This window comes from Martinezella lusitana, from assembly GCF_010668395.1.
GTDB lineage: Bacteria > Pseudomonadota > Alphaproteobacteria > Rhizobiales > Rhizobiaceae > Rhizobium > Rhizobium lusitanum_A.
The window spans coordinates 264,145-281,884 of the sequence record NZ_WUEY01000007.1; the positions used below are offsets into that span (position 1 = coordinate 264,145).

13 protein-coding genes are annotated in these 17,740 nt (G+C 62.2%); 7 read left to right on the forward strand and 6 right to left on the reverse strand.

Annotated elements, in window-relative coordinates; genetic code table 11:
* Position 1: 1 nt before the first annotated feature.
* The 3 genes from puuE to GR212_RS18320 form a co-directional block, all read right to left on the reverse strand.
* The gene (gene puuE / locus GR212_RS18310; protein ID WP_163988024.1) at positions 2-925 is read right to left on the reverse strand and encodes an allantoinase PuuE; all 924 of its coding nucleotides are present in this window, start codon (positions 923-925) and stop codon (positions 2-4) included.
* Positions 926-1,042: 117 nt separating this feature from the next.
* Positions 1,043-1,750 carry a DUF1045 domain-containing protein gene (locus GR212_RS18315; protein WP_163988027.1) on the reverse strand — a complete coding sequence of 236 codons (708 nt, stop codon included), beginning with the start codon at positions 1,748-1,750 and terminating at the stop codon, positions 1,043-1,045.
* 106 nt (positions 1,751-1,856) lie between these two features.
* Positions 1,857-3,041: an NAD(P)/FAD-dependent oxidoreductase gene (locus GR212_RS18320; RefSeq protein WP_163988029.1), complete on the reverse strand. Its 1,185-nt coding sequence runs from the start codon at positions 3,039-3,041 to the stop codon at positions 1,857-1,859.
* On the opposite strand from GR212_RS18320, the gene mnmD reads away from it, so the two are divergent.
* Positions 3,040-3,774, forward strand: a complete 735-nt coding sequence (mnmD, locus tag GR212_RS18325) for a tRNA (5-methylaminomethyl-2-thiouridine)(34)-methyltransferase MnmD (RefSeq protein ID WP_163988031.1) — start codon at positions 3,040-3,042, stop codon at positions 3,772-3,774. The genes GR212_RS18320 and mnmD overlap by 2 nt on opposite strands.
* On the opposite strand, the gene GR212_RS18330 is transcribed toward mnmD, so the two are convergent.
* A complete protein-coding gene (locus GR212_RS18330; protein WP_163988033.1) occupies positions 3,771-7,019 on the reverse strand; it encodes a PAS domain-containing hybrid sensor histidine kinase/response regulator in 3,249 nt (1,082 codons plus the stop codon). The two genes, mnmD and GR212_RS18330, sit on opposite strands and share 4 nt — an antisense overlap.
* Before the next feature lie 295 nt (positions 7,020-7,314).
* On the opposite strand from GR212_RS18330, the gene GR212_RS18335 reads away from it, so the two are divergent.
* From GR212_RS18335 to GR212_RS18345, 3 genes are all read left to right on the forward strand, one after another.
* The gene (locus tag GR212_RS18335) at positions 7,315-8,901 is read left to right on the forward strand and encodes a trimethylamine methyltransferase family protein (protein ID WP_163988035.1); all 1,587 of its coding nucleotides are present in this window, start codon (positions 7,315-7,317) and stop codon (positions 8,899-8,901) included.
* 145 nt (positions 8,902-9,046) lie between these two features.
* A complete protein-coding gene (locus GR212_RS18340) occupies positions 9,047-9,355 on the forward strand; it encodes a hypothetical protein (RefSeq protein ID WP_163988037.1) in 309 nt (102 codons plus the stop codon).
* A 339-nt stretch (positions 9,356-9,694) separates the two neighbouring features.
* Entirely contained in the window at positions 9,695-11,386 is a 1,692-nt protein-coding gene (locus GR212_RS18345) for a DEAD/DEAH box helicase (protein ID WP_163988039.1), read from the forward strand.
* A gap of 53 nt (positions 11,387-11,439) precedes the next feature.
* Here the strand turns inward: GR212_RS18345 and GR212_RS18350 are convergent, their stop codons facing one another.
* Positions 11,440-12,333: a DMT family transporter gene (locus GR212_RS18350; protein WP_163988042.1), complete on the reverse strand. Its 894-nt coding sequence runs from the start codon at positions 12,331-12,333 to the stop codon at positions 11,440-11,442.
* Positions 12,334-12,735: 402 nt separating this feature from the next.
* Between GR212_RS18350 and GR212_RS18355 the strand changes: the two genes are divergently transcribed.
* From GR212_RS18355 to GR212_RS18365, 3 genes are read left to right on the forward strand one after another with little or no spacing between them, the layout of a single operon-like run.
* Positions 12,736-14,145 (forward strand): circularly permuted type 2 ATP-grasp protein, encoded by a 1,410-nt coding sequence (locus GR212_RS18355; protein ID WP_163988044.1) that lies wholly within the window; start codon positions 12,736-12,738, stop codon positions 14,143-14,145.
* A gap of 6 nt (positions 14,146-14,151) precedes the next feature.
* Entirely contained in the window at positions 14,152-15,093 is a 942-nt protein-coding gene (locus GR212_RS18360) for an alpha-E domain-containing protein (RefSeq protein WP_163988046.1), read from the forward strand.
* Positions 15,094-15,105: 12 nt separating this feature from the next.
* Complete coding sequence (locus tag GR212_RS18365) at positions 15,106-15,927, forward strand: transglutaminase family protein (RefSeq protein WP_163988048.1); 822 nt, start codon at positions 15,106-15,108, stop codon at positions 15,925-15,927.
* A gap of 53 nt (positions 15,928-15,980) precedes the next feature.
* On the opposite strand, the gene araD is transcribed toward GR212_RS18365, so the two are convergent.
* The gene (araD, locus tag GR212_RS18370; protein WP_163988050.1) at positions 15,981-17,726 is read right to left on the reverse strand and encodes an L-arabinonate dehydratase; all 1,746 of its coding nucleotides are present in this window, start codon (positions 17,724-17,726) and stop codon (positions 15,981-15,983) included.
* Positions 17,727-17,740 lie beyond the last annotated feature (14 nt).

The following is a 17,740-nucleotide window of genomic DNA, read 5'->3' on the forward strand; positions in this document are numbered from 1 at the left end:
CTCAGCGCTCGCCCCCGGGCAGGTGATTCTCATACCAGTGGTTGGCGATCTCGATGCGTTTCGGGATCCAGACCTTGTCGTGCTTCTGCACATATTCGATGAACCGCCGCAGAGCGGCTGCGCGGCCGGGACGACCGACGAGACGGCAATGCAGGCCGACCGACATCATCTTCGGGCTGCCCTGCTTGCCTTCCTCATAGAGCGTGTCGAAGGCATCCTTGAGATAGGTGAAAAACTGATCGCCGGAATTGAAGCCCTGCGGCGTCGCAAAGCGCATGTCGTTGGTTTCGAGCGTATAGGGGATAATCAGGAACGGCTTGCCGTTCACGCCGTCGACCCAGAAGGGCAGATCGTCGGCATAGGAGTCGGAGGAATAGAGGAAACCGCCCTCCTCCATGACCAGCCGCAGCGTGTTGTCGGATGGCTTGCCCTGATACATGCCGTAGGGCCGCTCGCCGGTCAGCTCGGTGTGCAGCCGCACGGCCTCGAGGATGTGCTTGCGCTCCAGATCCTCGGAAAAATCCTTGTATTCCAGCCAGCGGTAGCCGTGGCTCGCAATCTCCCAGCCGGCTTCCTTCATCGCGGCCACCGCTTCCGGATTGCGCGCCATGGCGAGCGTCACGCCGTAGACTGTCGCCTGAACCTTGAGTTCGGTGAACATGCGCCACAGCCGCCAGAAACCGGCGCGCGAGCCGTATTCGTAGATCGATTCCATGTTGAGATTGCGCTGATTCGGCCAGGATGCCGCGCCGACGATCTCGGACAGCAGGTTTTCAGACCCCGGATCGCCATCGAGAATGCAGCTTTCCCCGCCCTCTTCATAGTTGATGACGAACTGCACCGCGACGCGGGCATCGCCGGGCCATTTCGGATCCGGCGTATTGCGGCCGTAGCCGATGAGATTGCGGGCGTAGATTTCCGACATTGAAGCACCTTCTCTTATCGGGGAACGGTAACATCCATGCCGGGAAAGTCGAGCCGGAAAGTAGGAAAATCACTTTCGCTTCAAACCGAGGTATTGGCGCTGACGGCGTCCCGTAATCTAGGCGATCTTCCGCGCGCTCACCTTGCCCATCGGGTGCAGGGAATGCACCCGGAAGGGGCCGCCGGACCCGTCCTCCATCATCAGGGCGATATTGGACACCGGAACGGGCGCAGCCAGAGCAGGCTCGAAGAAGTCGCGCAGCACGCGCTCGATGCGCGGCATGTCGCTGGGGCTGACCGTGCCCGTCAGCATCATCTGGAAGCGGAATTCGTCCATGACATGCGGGTGGCCCCAGCGATGGAGATTGGCAAATTGCGTTGCCGAAAGGCCGTCCGGATCGATGCGCTCGATTTCCGCTTCGCTCAACGGAGCCCTGTAGTGATCGAAGGCCTGCACCAGGGATGCCGCCAGGAAATGCATCTGCTGGCTCGGCGTCGAGGGAACCAGGCCCAGCGCGCCGCCGAGCCGCGCAACCTCGAGCCTCGGGATCTCGAAAGGCGCGACCGAGCCCGAAAACCGCATCAACTCGCGCAGCAATCCCGCCTCGGACATGTCGTCTGCCAGCCGGAACGGCGCCTTCAGCAGGCCCATGAAGCCATACCGGCGGGGAACCGCGGTGTAAAAGGCAATCTCATGGATCCCGAGCCCGCGAACCGCGGGCGGATCGACCATCTCGCCGGAATAGACATTGCGACCCAGCCAATTCGCTGCCGCAAGCGTCAGCGGATCGCTCGCGGACGGCGTGAAGCAAATGGCGTAGCGCATAAAAATCTCCTCCAGAGCGCGACAAGCCGGCTGACCGAACCGGCACCGACGGCCAAGGAGATAGGTGATTTGCGTGACAGATTGACGACCCGAAAGAGGCGTGAATTCACGTTTTATGTGATATGACTGAAATATGACTTGCTAAAGTGAAAGTCTGCGGCAACTTGAAGCGACCGGGCATATCCGCCGCCTCCCGCACCGCCGTCTCGGCCAGCCGATGCGCCAATCCGAAGCTCACTTTGAAGCCTCCGGTCAAGGCAATCACCGCCGGATGGTCCGGGTGCGCGCCGACCATCGGATCACGATCCACGGCTTTCGGGCGCAGGCCTGCCCACCGTTCGATCACCTCCGCGCCGGCCAGCACCGGCGCCATGGCGCGCGCTGTGACGAGCAGAGCGTCAAGCTGCCCGTCCGTCGACAGCGGATCGTCGAAACGGTTCTCGCTCGTGCTGCCGACTGCGACCAATCCTCCCTCGTGCGGAACGATGTAGAGGCCGTCCCGAAAGATAACCGGGAGGGCGCCATCGACATCGGCCTTCAGCATGGCCGCCTGCCCCTTGACCGGCTGGCCGAGCGAGGATTTGCGACCTTCCGTCAGCCCATCGAGGATTGGAAACGACCGATGCCCGGCGGCAAGGACGCAGCGTCCGAACCGGATGTCGCCCCCATTCGTGCGCGCCAGGCCCTGGCCCGGATCGATGCTCTCCACGGCAACGCCCTCGGCGAGCCGGACGTGCCGTGCCGTGGTCAGAAATTCGCGCAGCACCGCCAGCAAGGCGCGGGGCGCGACGCGCGCTGCCAAGGTATCGAAGACAAACCCGCTTTCCGCGGCCGAAGGCTCGATCCAGCCTTCGACGGGCGCGGCGTCGAGGACATGCCAATGAAACCGACGGTCTTCATGCCGCCAATGCGCCTCCGCATCCTGAGAATGACCGAGCGCGATCTGCCTCAGATGCGGCTTCGGCAGCGGGATCAGGCGGCCGGCGCGACGATAGCCGGCCGAAAGCCCGGTCTCCACCTCCAGCGCCGCGATGTCCTCTTCCAGTGAAATGAGCGCGTCGAACTGAAACTGCTTCTTGTCGGACCACTTGTCGGGCATGTGCGGCATCAGCGCGCCAAGCAGACCACCGCTCGCTCCTTGCCCGAAATGGCCGGCTTCGACGAGCAATGCCTGAATGCCGAGGCGCTCGGCATGAACGGCGGCCCACAGACCCATGATCCCCCCGCCGACGATCAACAGATCGAAGGACGATTGACCGGCAGGTCTCAGGGGATTATCGGCTCTTTCCATGACAGATCCAGTTTCCGATCGGACTGAGGCGTCCGAAACCAATGCGGCAAGCCCGGAGCTCGAATGGCGCGACGGCGATATGCCCTATTCAACGGCATTTGGCGACCATTTTTATTGCCAGACGGATGGCCGGCTGGAATGCGGCCATGTCTTCCTGGCCGGCAACGGCCTGCCCGCCCGCTGGCAGGAGCGCCAAGATTTTCTGATCGGCGAACTCGGCTTCGGCACCGGCCTGAATTTCTGCGAGACATGGCGCCAATGGCGGCAGCAGGCAGCTCCCGGTTCGCTCCTGCACTTCATGTCCTTCGAGCTCTATCCCATGCGTGCCGAGGAAATCGACCGCGCGCTGTCGCACTGGCCTGAAATCGACAACGAGCGCCAGGCGCTTGCCGCCGCGTGGCCGAACGATCCGCAAGGCGTGGTCTCGTTGTGGCTCGACGCGCATACGCGCCTCAGCGTCGTCTGCGGCCCTGCCCTCGAAGGCGTAAGCCATGCAACACCCGGCTTCGATGCCTGGTATCTCGACGGCTTCGCGCCATCGCGCAATGCCGACATGTGGTCGCCGGAGCTGATGCAGACGCTCTACGACAAGACCTCTCCGAATGGCACTTTCGCCACATACGCGGCGGCGGGCTTCGTTCGGCGAAACCTGCAGGCGACGGGGTTCGTCGTTGAGCGGCGCAAGGGCTTCGCCGGCAAGCGGGAAATGCTCTGTGGCGTCAAGCCGGCCTAGCTGTTGGAACGATCGGCCTGGAAAACGGCGTCGCCGAGATAGCGCCGGATCTTGCCCTCGAGAAGTTCGGGGCTGATCGGTTTCGACAGGCAATCGTCCATGCCGGATTGCATGCAGGTGATGCGGTCGACATCCAGCGCCTGCGCAGTCACCCCGACGATGGGGACATGCCATTCCTGTCCGAGCTGCGTCTCCAGTTGCCGGATCATGCGGGTCGCCTGATGGCCGTTCATGACGGGCATGGAGACATCCATGAGGATCAGCGACGGCCGCAACTGGCGCCATGCGTCCACTGCCGCCTGGCCGTTCTCCACGACAAGGAATCGCAAGCCGGTGGCCTGTAGAATCTGCGTGAAGACGATCTGGTTCACCTCGTTGTCCTCGGCCACGAGAACATCGATCGCGTTGCCGGGTTTGGCGGGCATCATCTGATCGGTGGTTTCGATCGCGACCGCGATCTCCCTGTCTATCGGCAACTGCCGGGCAGCGGAATCCGATTGCCCACCCGCCTTCTTTCTCCGGGACGTCCGCACGACATCGATGATCGTGTTGCGCAGCACATTGGCGCGCACCGGCTTCATCAGGTGCGTCTGGCCATTGACGGCGCCGAATTCCTTGTCGCTGCCGGCAGCACCCATCGACGTGAGAAACACGATCGGCAGCGTGGCGAAGCGCGGATCGGCGCATACGGTGCTCGCCAGCTGATAGCCGTTCATGTGGGGCATGCCGTAATCGATGATGATCGCATCGACCGATACGCCCATATCGAAGGCGGCATCCAGAATGGCGAGCGCGGTCTCCGCATCCTCGGCCGCGTGCCCGTCGAAACCCCATTGCGCCAATTGTTCGGTCAATATCCGCCGATGGGTCTCGTCGTCTTCCACGACCAGGATCCTGGCGCGCTTCAGATTGGCGGGCAGCTCCGGAACCGCGTCGCGCGCGGCGACCAGCGGCATCGGCAGATGGACCGTGAAGACCGATCCCCTGCCCCATTCGCTTTCGACGGACAGCGACCCGCCGAAAAGATCGACGAGGCCGGCGGTGATGGCGAGGCCCAGGCCCGACCCATCGAGACGTCGCGCAAAGGAGGAATCCGCCAACGAGAATTTGTCGAAGATGGTGTCGAGCTTCTCATCGGGAATGCCGATCCCCGTATCCTCGATACGGAGCACGAGCAACACGTTGTCGTCCGGCGCAAACTGGCTGTCCAGTTCCACCAGCACATGACCGCGCTCGGTGAACTTGATGGCATTGCCGACGAGATTGGTCACGATCTGGCGGAAACGGCCCGCGTCGCCAAGCATCGCCGCCGGCACGCCGGGAGCGATGCGCACCATCAGCTCTATGTTCTTTTCCGATGCGGCGGCGGCCAGCAGCGTCGCTATGTCCTCGATAGCCTCGGCAGGATCGAATGCCATCTTGCGCAGATGCATTTCGCCGGTGTCGATGCGGGAAAAATCGAGAATGTCGTTGATGATGGTCATCAAGGCGTTGCCGGACTTGACGATGATATCGACGAAAGTCTTCTGCCGCGTATCGAGATCGGTCTTGCCGAGCAATTCCGCCATGCCGAGAACACCGTTCATCGGCGTGCGGATTTCATGGCTCATATGGGTGAGGAATTCGGATTTGGCCCGGTCCGCGGCGTTGCTGCGCGCCAGCAGCAGCTGCAGATCCGCCTCGCGCTCCTTCATCTCCGTGACGTCGGTCAACACCACCGTCCAGCGGCGATGCTCGCCGATCGCCGCGTCGAGCTGCATCCAGCGATCGCCGACGATCTGGAACACGCAGGAAATCGGCTTGCACGACGCGATGCTGTCAGCCCACGACTTCCGCAGGACCTCGGAATCGCCGCCGAAGTCACCGCGTTCGGCGCAATAGTCGAACGCCGCCGACCAGTTCTTGCCGACCTCGAGAAGCGCCGCCGGCAGCTTCAGCATCTCCTTCAGCCGGTCGTTCGCCAGCATGATCGTGCCATCCTGGACGATCAGCAGGCCCTGTGACATCGCCTGCATGGCATCGGCCATGAGTTCGCCAAGACGCTCCAGCGCCAGGCGGGTCTCGGTAATTTCCTGAGATTGCTGCCTTACGGAGGAAATGTCCGTGTAGGACATCAGCGTGCGGCCGTTGGAAATCCGGCGCGCATCGATGATGACGGATTTGCCGTCGGCAAAATTCACTTCCGTCTGCAGATGCTCCCCCGCCTTGCGCAATGCAGCCAGACGCGCCTGATAGATGTCGTCGATGCTGCCGCTATCGGCGCTGAACCGTGCCAGCTCGTAGTGCTTGGCGATCAGGTCGCGATAAGGACGTCCCTCGAATCGATCGTCCTTCGAGAACTCCCATATGTCGTAGAAGGCGTGGTTGACGTATTCGACGATGTAATCGCTGTTGTGGATCAGTACGCCGATCGGCATCGAGCGGAGAATATTGTCGAGATCCTGATGCAGCGCTTCGGCGCGTGCTTGCGCCTCGATCAGCTGCGTCTCCCGCTGCTTCAGCGCCGACGTATCGGTCACGGAGCCAATGGCATAGTGCTTGCCGTCTGTCGTCGTCGCACGATTGAGGCGAATCCTCACCGGACGCGCCACCTGCTGCCGGTTGACGATTTCGCTTTCGAACTCATGGCCGCGCCCTTCCCGTAACACGGCTTCATTTTCCGCAAAGAAGTCGTCCGCGCCGACGTCGAACATCTCATGCTCGGTCTTTCCCAGCATTTCCTTGCGGTCGAGGCCGATGATGTCGGCATGGGCGGCATTGGTATAAATCAGCCGATGGTCCGCATCGCGCACAAAGGTCGCAACGGGCAGATCTTCCAGGACGCTGCGGAAAAAGCCGGCCTCGTCGACATCCTTCCGCACCGCTTCGGCGGTGGAGAGGTCGCGTGTCGCGGCCGATGCGGCCAGGAATACCCCAAATATGTAGAGGCGCTCTTCCGAAGGGGAAAAGCTTTCGATCTGTATGCGCGAGCGCTGGCGGCCCGAGGCATCGAAGCACAGCGCCACCTCCTCCGAACCGAAAACAAGAGCGCGGCGCTCCCTGTCCTCCCGGTCGGCACTTTCATCGGCATCGAGAAGATCATGGCTGCGATTGCCGATGAAATCGGAAATCTCGCGTCCGAAAAAACGCGCATAGGCTTCGTTGACGGCGACGTAGCGCAGCTCGCTGTTCTTGATGTAGGCGGGCCTGTCCAGATTGGCGATCCGGCGGCACGCTATGTCAAGCAGTTCACCGTCCAGGGTCAAATGGAGCCTCTCTTCTCACCGCGCATGACAGTTCATGACACGACGCTCTAGCACATGTCGTTTTAACAAGCCGTTAACCATGTTTAACCACCGTCGCCACGTCGCGTTCTGACCATGCACTATCCTATAACGGTCATGCCTTGGTCGCAAACGACGGCGGCACGCTGCCGCAAACTCTGCCAAGAATCACCCGAAGCAATCCCCGCAAAAGCACAGCGGTCTTTCGTGCGGAATGCATAAAAACAAGGATATGGAGCGGCCCGGCCGCTTCGACGGATCATTGGGAGTGAGCGCTATGAGCGACGAAGCAAGCCTGGCCTTGAACGAAGCGGAGGCCTCGGTAGCGACAGGCGAAAGACGCCGTCGGGCCGGAGGCCGCGGCGCTGAACGCAGCCGCAAGCCGAGCGGCGCGAAATACCTCAATCTCGTCAACAGCCTCACCCATACCGAACTCCTGTCGCCCGAGGCGCTAGACGACATTCACAACGCCTCGCTGACCATCCTCGAAGAAATCGGCATGGACATCATCCTGCCGGAAGCGCGCGAGCGCATGAAGGCCGCCGGCGCCGATGTCACACCGGGCAAGGAGCGCGTGCGCTTCGACCGCAACATGATCATGGAGCTGATCGCCTCCGTTCCCTCGACCTTCACCCTGCATGCCCGCAATCCCCTCAGGAATGTGCAGATCGGCGGCCGCAACCTCGTCTTTGCCCAGGTCGCCTCCGCCCCCTTCGTCGCCGACCGCGAAGGCGGGAGAAGAGCCGGCAACCAGGAGGATTTCCGCAAGCTCATCAAGCTCGCCCAATCCTTCGACGTCATTCATATGACCGGCGGCTACCCAGTCGAGCCGATCGATATCCATGCGTCGGTGCGCCATCTCGATTGCCTTTCCGACATCGTGAAGCTCACCGACAAGGCTTTCCACTGCTATTCGCTCGGCAAGCAGCGCAATATCGATGCGATCGAGATCGCCCGCATCGGTCGCGGCATCAGCATGGAGCAGATGGAGCGCGAGCCCTCGCTCTTCACCATCATCAATTCCTCCTCGCCGCTGCGTCTCGACGGGCCGATGCTGCAGGGCATCATCGAAATGTCGTCGCGGGGCCAGGTGGTGGTGGTCACGCCGTTCACGCTGGCGGGCGCCATGGCGCCGGTGACGATTGCCGGTGCGCTGGTACAGCAGAATGCCGAGGCGCTGTGCGGCATCGCCTTCACGCAGATGGTGCGCAAGGGCGCGCCGGTCATGTATGGCGGCTTCACCTCCAACGTCGACATGAAGACGGGAGCGCCCGCCTTCGGCACGCCGGAATACATGAAGGCGGTCATCTGTGGCGGCCAGCTCGCCCGCCGCTACGGCATTCCCTACCGTACCTCCAACACCAATGCTTCGAACACGCTCGATGCCCAGGCGGCTTACGAATCGGCCCTTTCACTTTGGGCCCTGACCCAGGGCGGCGGCAATTTCGTGCTGCACGCCGCCGGCTGGAGCGAAGGCGGCCTCACCGCCTCCTTCGAGAAATTCATCCTCGACGTCGACATGCTGCAGATGGTTGCCGAGTTCCTGACGCCGCTGGATGTGAGCCAGGATGCCCTCGCGCTCGACGCGGTGCGCGATGTCGGCCCCGGCGGGCACTATTTCGGCACGGCACACACGCTCGCCCGTTATGAGACCGCCTTCTATTCGCCGATCCTGTCGGACTGGCGAAATCACGAGACATGGACGGAGGCCGGACGGCCCACAACCTACGACCATGCCAACCGCATTTTCAAGGAAACGCTCGCCCGCTATGAGCAGCCGCCGCTTGACCCGGCCGTTGAAGAGGAGCTCGATGCCTTTGTCGCAAGGCGAAAGGAAGAAGGTGGCGTTCCCACCGATTTCTAGTTGAAAATCAACGCCTTTCGCCTCCTCATCATGGACGAAATTTAATGTCGCGGTCCTTTTTTCAGCCGCGACTTCGCCCGTTTTCCCTTCCACTTTCAAACTCGGCTTCGGCTGGGAGGCCTGTGTTCTTGGGAAAGGGATCTCAATGTCTGTACTCCGAAATCTAACGACGGCCGGTCTGATCGCGCTGACGCTTGGCAGCGCCGCGGCCGTAACAACCACCACTGCCGGCGCCTCCGAGCGCGGCGCCATCTTCGGCGGTCTTGCCGCCGGTGTCGTCGGTGGTGCGCTCGCCGCGGAGGCGGTGCGACCCGCCTATCCGGTCTATCCGGCTTATTATCCGGCCTATCGAACCTATTATGCTCCGGCCTACGTCCGCGCCTACCCCAGTTGCTACTGGGCCTGGCGCCACGACGGCTGGGGTCGTGCATACCGTGTCGAGGTCTGCCGCTGAAGCCTGACAGCACCGCACGGTGCTGATGGCACTCCCTATCAGTCGTACTCGATCCGTAATGCCGCCGGTTTTCCGGCGGCATTTTTTGTCTGCCTGTTGAAAAGCTTTTGCTCACACCCCTTGACTTTGGCGGCAATTAAGACCAAATGCGCCTCAGCTTTCACCTTCCGGCCGCCGCGTGAGCGTGCCCTGCGGGACAATATGTACGCAAGAGAGGGACAAAAGCGCTTTAGATAATGAGACCGCACCCAAGGCGGTCAGATGCGCTGGAAAGCTTTTTCCAACTTACAAGTTCCCACTTCACGCGGGGTTCTTGACGCCAGAGACAGACCGGACCGCATGGTGCGATCCGGCCTTTTTGCTTTGGCGCCCCCGAAAGGTATTGAATTGACCGATTTTCACTCGCTTGGTCTCTCCAAGCAGATCGTAGATACGCTGTCGCAGAACAACTTCGCGACGCCGACGCCGATCCAGGCGCAGGCGATCCCGCTCGTTCTCCAGGGCCGCGATCTGATCGGCCTCGCCCAGACCGGCACCGGCAAAACGGCCGCCTTCGGCCTGCCGATCATCGAAATGCTGCTGAAGGACGCCAAGCGCCCCGACAACCGTACCGTCCGGACGCTCATCCTCGCTCCGACCCGCGAACTGGTGAACCAGATCGCCGATAACCTCAAGCTCTTCGTCCGCAAGACGCCGCTGAAGATCAACGTCGTCGTCGGCGGTGCGTCGATCAACAAGCAGCAGCTTCAGCTTGAACGCGGCACCGACATCCTCGTCGCCACGCCCGGCCGTCTCCTCGATCTCATCAGCCGCCGCGCCCTGTCGCTCGGCCATGTCACCCACCTCGTCCTCGACGAAGCCGACCAGATGCTCGATCTCGGCTTCATCCACGACCTGCGCAAGATATCCAAGATGGTCCCGGCCAAGCGCCAGACCATGCTGTTTTCGGCCACCATGCCGAAGGCGATCGCCGATCTGGCTTCCGACTATCTGACCGACCCGGTCAAGGTGGAAGTGTCGCCTCCGGGCAAGGCAGCCGACAAGGTGGAGCAGTATGTCCACTTCGTTTCCGGCCAGAACCACAAGACCGAGATCCTCAAGGAAACGATTTCCGCGAACCCGGATGGCCGCGCCATGGTCTTCCTGCGCACCAAGCATGGTGCCGAGAAGCTGATGAAGCATCTCGATCATGTCGGCTTTGCCGCCGCCTCCATCCACGGCAACAAGAGCCAGGGTCAGCGCGAGCGCGCGCTCAAGGCCTTCCGTGACGGCGAAATCCGCGTTCTCGTCGCCACCGACGTCGCTGCTCGCGGCATCGATATCCCCGGCGTTTCGCATGTCTACAACTACGACCTGCCGGAAGTGCCCGATGCCTATGTCCACCGCATCGGCCGTACCGCGCGCGCCGGCCGCGACGGCATCGCCATCGCCTTCTGCGCCCCGGACGAAATCCGCCTGCTGCGCGACATCGAGCGCCTGATGGGCATCGAAATTGCCGTTGCCAGCGGCGAGGCTCCGGCCGATCGCGGCCGTCCCGTTCGCGGCAACAACCGCGGCGGCGGTCAGGGCCGTGGTGGCCAGGGTCAGGGACAAGGTCGTGGCGCAGGTCAGGGTCGTGCCGAAGGCCGTCCTGCCCGCCCGGCCCGTCGTCCCTTCTTCGACAATGAGAACGGCGAAGCCCGCGGCCAGGCCGGAGAGCGTCAGGAACGCCGCGCCCCGCGCGAAAACAACCGCAACGCCGATTTCCGCGGCCAGCGCCGCAACGAGCAGACGCCGCGCCCGGAAGTGGACAACGATCTCGCATCGACGTCCGATTTCCGTCCGGCACGCAAGCCGCATCACGGCAACTCCGCGAATGGCAATGGCGCAGCTCATGAGGGCGCTGCTCACCGCGGACAGCGCCACGCCCATGGCCGCCCGGCGGGCCGTCATGGCGAAGAGCGTAGCCAGGGCGAACAGCGCAACGGCGGCAACGGCCGCACGAAGCGTCGCGGCCCCGGCAATGGCGGCCAGCGCCGCGAACGTGCCTAACACGATAAAAAGGGGGCCTCTGGCCCCCTTTTTTTTGTTCCGGATGAAACAATCTATTCCGGCACCACATCCGCCGTGCGCCGGTTGGTCAGATAGACGCCGATCACCACGACCGCCGTGCCGATGATGATCGGCAGCGTCAGCGGCTCGCCGAAGGCAATCGCCGCCTCGATGGCGACGGCCGGCGGCATCAGGTAGATCAGCGATGCGGCGCGCGATACCTGCCCCCGGCGAATGAGATAGAGCAGCAGACCGACGGCGCCCATGGACAGGCCGAAGACCGACCAGAGCAGCGACAGGATCGCCGTCTGCGTGCCGTCGAAACGAAGGCCCTCGAATATGAAGGCCAGCGGCACGGTGACGATCAACGCCCCGACATACTGCAGGGTCGCGATGGTGCGCAGGTCGCCGGTTTGCAGATGCCGCTTCTGGTAGAGCGTGCCGTAGGTCACCGATACCATTGCCAGCAGATTGACGATCAGCGGGACGGCGGATTGCCAGAGATCGGCTGTTTCCGGCATCAGCAGCTTTGGCGAAATCGCAATGGCAATGCCGAGAAAGCCGAGCAGCAGGCCGACACGCTGGATGGGTTGCAGCCGTTCGCCGACGAGAAACGGCGCCGCCATGGCGGTCATCAGCGGTTGCAGCGCCGCGATGATGCCGGAGATGCCGGCCGGCACGCCCTCGGCGATCGCCCACCAGAGACAAGCCAGGTAGATGCCGTGCAGGAAGATACCGGAATAGACGGCACGAAACACGCTCGACCAATCGCGCGGCCATTTGGCGCCGGTCAGCGAACAGAGCAGCACGAAAGCAAGTGCCGACAGCGCATAGCGCATCATCAGGAACGTGAACGGACCCGAATGCATCGAGGCATACTTGGCGACGATCCAGCCGGTGGACCAGAGAAGGACGAAAATCGCCGGCGCGAGCTTATCGAGGGACATGGAAATCGGACCGATATACGTGTGATGCGCGGGAGCCGGAATCGGGGATAAACTCGGGATGGCGCGCGGGGGGGCTGCAGGCTGATAGCCGATGGCAACAGCGTGGTCAAAATCGATCTGCCGAAAACAGCAATCAATTTTTCTTCACGCCAAACGGGTCGTCGCCAAGGCTCGGCGACGCCGATCCGCAACCCCCGAGCTCCGTCTGCAAAAGAAGCATATGCTTAAATTTTGATCCGCCCCGAAAGGCGCGGCTCGGCAAGTAAAAACCGCTCTATCGCTAAATGCATGCAAATCCCCCGTTTTTTCGGCCCGGCGAAATTCGTAGGGGCAACTGCGCATAGTTCTTGCATTGTCAAAACTGTTGTATTCAAATGAGTGAAAAATACGGGGACCGCACCTTTGGCATTTGATGAAATGATAACTGCGGATGAAAATCCGCGCGCGCCTTACGAGAAATACTTCGAGTGGTACTCGGGCCAGGATAGAGGCCACCTCATTGCCAAATCCCGCGATGCGGAAAACATCTTCCGAAAAACGGGCATTACCTTCGCGGTCTACGGACACGCAGACTCCTCCGAAAAGCTCATCCCCTTCGACATCATCCCCCGCATCATATCAGGCAGCGAATGGCGCAAGCTCGCCCAGGGCATCGAACAGCGTGTCATCGCCCTCAACGCTTTCCTCTATGACATCTATCACAAGCAGGAAATCATCCGCGCCGGGCGCCTCCCGCGTGAGCTGATCGAGCGGAACGATGCCTTCCTGCCCGAGATGATCGGCTTCCGGCCGCCGGGTGGCGTCTATACCCATATCGTCGGCACCGACATCGTGCGCACCGGCGAAGACCAGTTCTACGTGCTCGAGGACAATGCCCGCACGCCGTCCGGTGTCAGCTACATGCTGGAAAACCGCGAAACGATGATGCAGATGTTCCCGGAACTGTTCCACCAGAACAAGGTACGGCGGGTCGAGGACTATCCGCTGCAGCTGCGCCAGAGCCTCGCCTCGCTCGCCCCTCCCGGCTGCACCGGCAAGCCGCGCGTCGCGGTGCTGACGCCGGGCATCTACAATTCCGCCTATTACGAGCATTCCTTCCTTGCCGACATGATGGGCGTGGAGCTTGTCGAAGGTTCGGACCTGCGCGTTATCGACGGCAAGGTGAAGATGCGCACGACGCGCGGCTACGAGGCCATCGACGTGCTCTATCGCCGCGTCGACGACGATTTCCTCGATCCCCTCACCTTCCGGCCGGATTCGGCGCTTGGCATTCCCGGTATCATGGATGTCTATCGCGCCGGCCACATCACCATCGCCAACGCGCCCGGCACCGGCATTTCCGACGACAAGGCGATCTATTCCTATATGCCGGAGATCGTCGAATTCTACACCGGCCGCAAGCCGATCCTCGAAAACGTGCCGACCTGGCGCTGTTCGGAGCCAGACAGCCTGAAATATGTGCTTGATAATCTTGCCGACCTCGTCGTCAAGGAAGTTCATGGCTCCGGCGGCTACGGCATGCTGGTGGGGCCGACGGCCACGAAGAAGGAGCGAACGGAATTTGCCGAGAAGCTGAAGAGCAGACCCAACAACTACATCGCCCAGCCGACGCTGTCGTTGTCGACGGTGCCGATCCTCGTCAATAAGGGCATCGCGCCGCGGCACGTCGACCTGCGCCCTTACGTACTGGTATCGGACAAGGTGCGGATCATCCCTGGCGGGCTCACCCGCGTGGCATTGAAGGAAGGCTCGCTGGTGGTCAACTCCAGCCAGGGCGGCGGCACCAAAGACACCTGGGTTCTGGAGGACTGAACGGACATGCTGGGAAGAACCGCCAATGGCCTCTACTGGATGTTCCGCTACATCGAACGCGCAGAAAACATAGCCCGCCTGGTCGATGCCGGTCAGCGCATGTCGCTGACGCGCGCCGATGCCGTCGATGACGATTGGGACGGAGTGCTGCAAAGCGCCGGCGTGCGCGAAGCCTATGACGAAGTGCATGGCAAGCTGACCGGTACGGACGCGATCGATTATCTGATGCGCGACCGCTCCAATCCGTCGAGCGTCATGTCCTGCATCGAATATGGCCGCAACAACGCCCGCATGGTGCGCACGGCGCTGACCCGCGACACCTGGGAAGCCACCAACGAATGTTGGATCGAACTGAAGTCCCTGCTCGGCAAGCGGCTGAAAACGGCCGAACTGCCCGAGACGATCGACGTCATCAAACAGCGCGCGGGCTTGATCCGCGGTGCCTTCCACGGCTCGATGCTGCGCAACGAGCTCTATAATTTCGCCCGCATCGGCACCTTCATCGAGCGCGCCGACAACACCGCCCGCATCCTCGACGTGAAATATTACGTGCTGCTGCCCTCCGTCTCGCATGTCGGCTCCTCGCTCGACAATGCGCAATGGGAATCCATCCTGCGGTCCGTCTCGGCGCACCGGGCCTATAAATGGGCCTACGATCCCGAATACAAGCCGGCCAACATTGCGGATTTCCTGATCCTGAACGGGCAGATGCCGCGCTCGCTTGCCTATTGCTACGACAAGATCGTCAGCAACATAGGCTACCTCAGCGCCGAATACGAAACGCGGCTGCCGGCGCACGATACCGCCGAAGCGATCCGGCAGTCCCTGCAGCGGCTGACGGTCAAGCGCATCATGGACCAGGGTCTGCACGAATTCCTGGAGGATTTCGTTGCCCGCAACAACAAGCTTGGCGCGGAGATTTCCGATGGCTACCGGTTCTATGAGTAGGCGGACAACATCATGAGACTGACGATCAGCCACATCACCGAATATCGCTACGACCAACCGGCGCAATTCTCGCTGCAGCGTCTGCGTCTGACGCCGCTGACGGGTGTCGGGCAGACGGTCCTCGACTGGAAACTGTCTGTCGAGGGTGCAAGCCCCGAAGTGGAATATGACGATCAGTTCGGCAATCGCATCACGCTCGTCTCGCTCGACGGCCAGCAGGATGCGACGAGGATCGTTGCCTCGGGCGAAGTCGAAACGCAGGATCTCAACGGCGTCCTCGGGCAGCATACCGCCTTTAGCCCGCTCTGGCTCTTCCTGCGCGACTCACCGCGCACCAGGGCCGGCAAGCTGACCAAGGATCTGTTGCGCGGCATCTCCGGCGACAACGACCTCGGCAAGATGCATGCGCTGATGGCGGCGATCCATGAGACGGTGGAATACAAGCCCGGCACCAGCGACACGGAAACCACCGCCGAGCAGGCATTGGAGAGGAAAAGCGGCGTCTGCCAGGATCATGCCCATGTCTTCATCGCCGGCGCCCGCGCATTGCGCATCCCGGCACGTTACGTCTCCGGCTATCTCATGATGGACGGCAAGAACGAGCAGGCCGCCACGCACGCCTGGGCCGAAGCGCACATTCCCGGCCTTGGCTGGGTCGGCTTCGACCCCGCCAATGACGTGTGCCCCGACGCCCGCTACGTCCGCATCGCCACGGGCCTGTGCTATCGCGATGCTGCTCCCGTCTCCGGCATGCGGATCGGCACGCCCGGCGAAACCCTCATGGTTAAGGTGACGGTCGCAAGCCAGGAACAGACGCAAAGCCAGAGCCAGTAAAGCAAAAGGGCGGAACCAACGCTCCGCCCTTCGCCCGATCATAAGCCTCGATATCAGTGGCTGTCGCGATTGTTCGGGATTTCCGAGCCGCGCGGGCCGACGAGGAAGTCGAGGTCGGCGCCGGTATCGGCCTGCATGACCGACTTCACATAGAGACCGCCGTAGCCGCCATTGAGCGGCTTGACCGGCGAAACCCAGGCGGCGCGGCGCTTCGCCAGTTCCTCATCCGACACTTCCAGCTGGATCGTGCGGGCTGGAACGTCGACGGCGATGATGTCGCCGTTCTGGACGAGCGCCAGCGGTCCGCCATCGGCAGCTTCAGGCGCCGTGTGCAGGATGACGGTGCCGTAGGCGGTGCCCGACATACGCGCATCCGAAATGCGGATCATGTCGGTGATCCCCTTCTTCAGCACCTTCGGCGGCAGGCCCATGTTGCCGACTTCGGCCATGCCCGGATAACCCTTCGGGCCGCAATATTTCAGCACCATGATACAGGTCTCGTCGATGTCGAGATCGTCGCGGTTGATGCGGGCGTGATAGTCCTCGATGCTTTCGAAGACAACGGCACGGCCCTTGTGCTGCATCAGATGCGGCGAAGCGGCCGATGGCTTGAGCACGGCACCCTTCGGCGCGAGATTGCCGCGCAGAACCGCGATGCCGCCAGACTGCGTCAGCGCCTTCTCGCGCGGGACGATGACGTCGTCATTATAGTTGACGACATCCTTGACACCGGCCCAGATCGTATCGCCTGTGACAGTAATCGCATCCTTATGCAGCAGGCCCATCTCTCCCACGGCCTTGATGACGACGGGCAGGCCGCCGGCATAGTAGAACTCTTCCATCAGGTGCTTGCCCGAGGGCTGCAGGTTGACGATGGTCGGCACTTCGCGACCCAGGCGATCCCAATCATCCAGCGACAGGTCGACGCCGATGCGGCCGGCAAGCGCGAGGAGGTGCAGGACGGCATTGGTCGAACCGCCGACTGCGCCGTTGACGCGGATGGCGTTCTCGAAGGCTTCCTTGGTCAGGATGTCGGAAGGCTTCAGGTCTTCCTTGACCATGTCGACGATGCGGCGACCGGAAAGCTGCGAGATGACGCGGCGGCGTGCATCCACGGCCGGAATGGCCGCATTGCCGGGCAAGGTCATGCCGAGCGCTTCGGCCATCGACGCCATAGTCGAGGCCGTGCCCATGGTCATACAGCTGCCGGCCGAACGGGCCATGCCCTGCTCCGCATCCATGAATTCATCCAGCGACATCTCGCCGGACTTCACCATTTCCGAGAACTGCCAGATCGCTGTACCCGAGCCGACGTCCTTGCCGCGCCACTTGCCATTCAGCATCGGGCCGCCGGACACGAGGATGACCGGGATATCGACGGAAGCTGCACCCATCAACAGGCTCGGCGTGGTCTTGTCGCAGCCGCCAAGCAGCACGACGCCATCGACCGGATTGCCGCGGATCGCCTCTTCGACATCCATGGCCGCGAGGTTGCGGAACATCATCGCCGTCGGGCGAAGCGTGCTTTCACCGACGGAGAAGACCGGGAACTCGACTGGGAAACCGCCGGCCTCGTAGACGCCGCGCTTTACGCGTTCGGCAAGATCGCGCAGATGCGCGTTGCAGGGCGTCAGCTCAGACCAGGTATTACAGATGCCGATGATCGGGCGGCCGTCGAAGGTGTCGGCCGGCAGGCCCTGGTTCTTCATCCAGGAGCGATGCATGATCGCGTTCTTGCCGGTGCCGCCGAACCAATCATAAGAGCGCAGTCTGCGCGGCCATTCAGCTTTCTTCTTCATAGTCTCAGTACCTT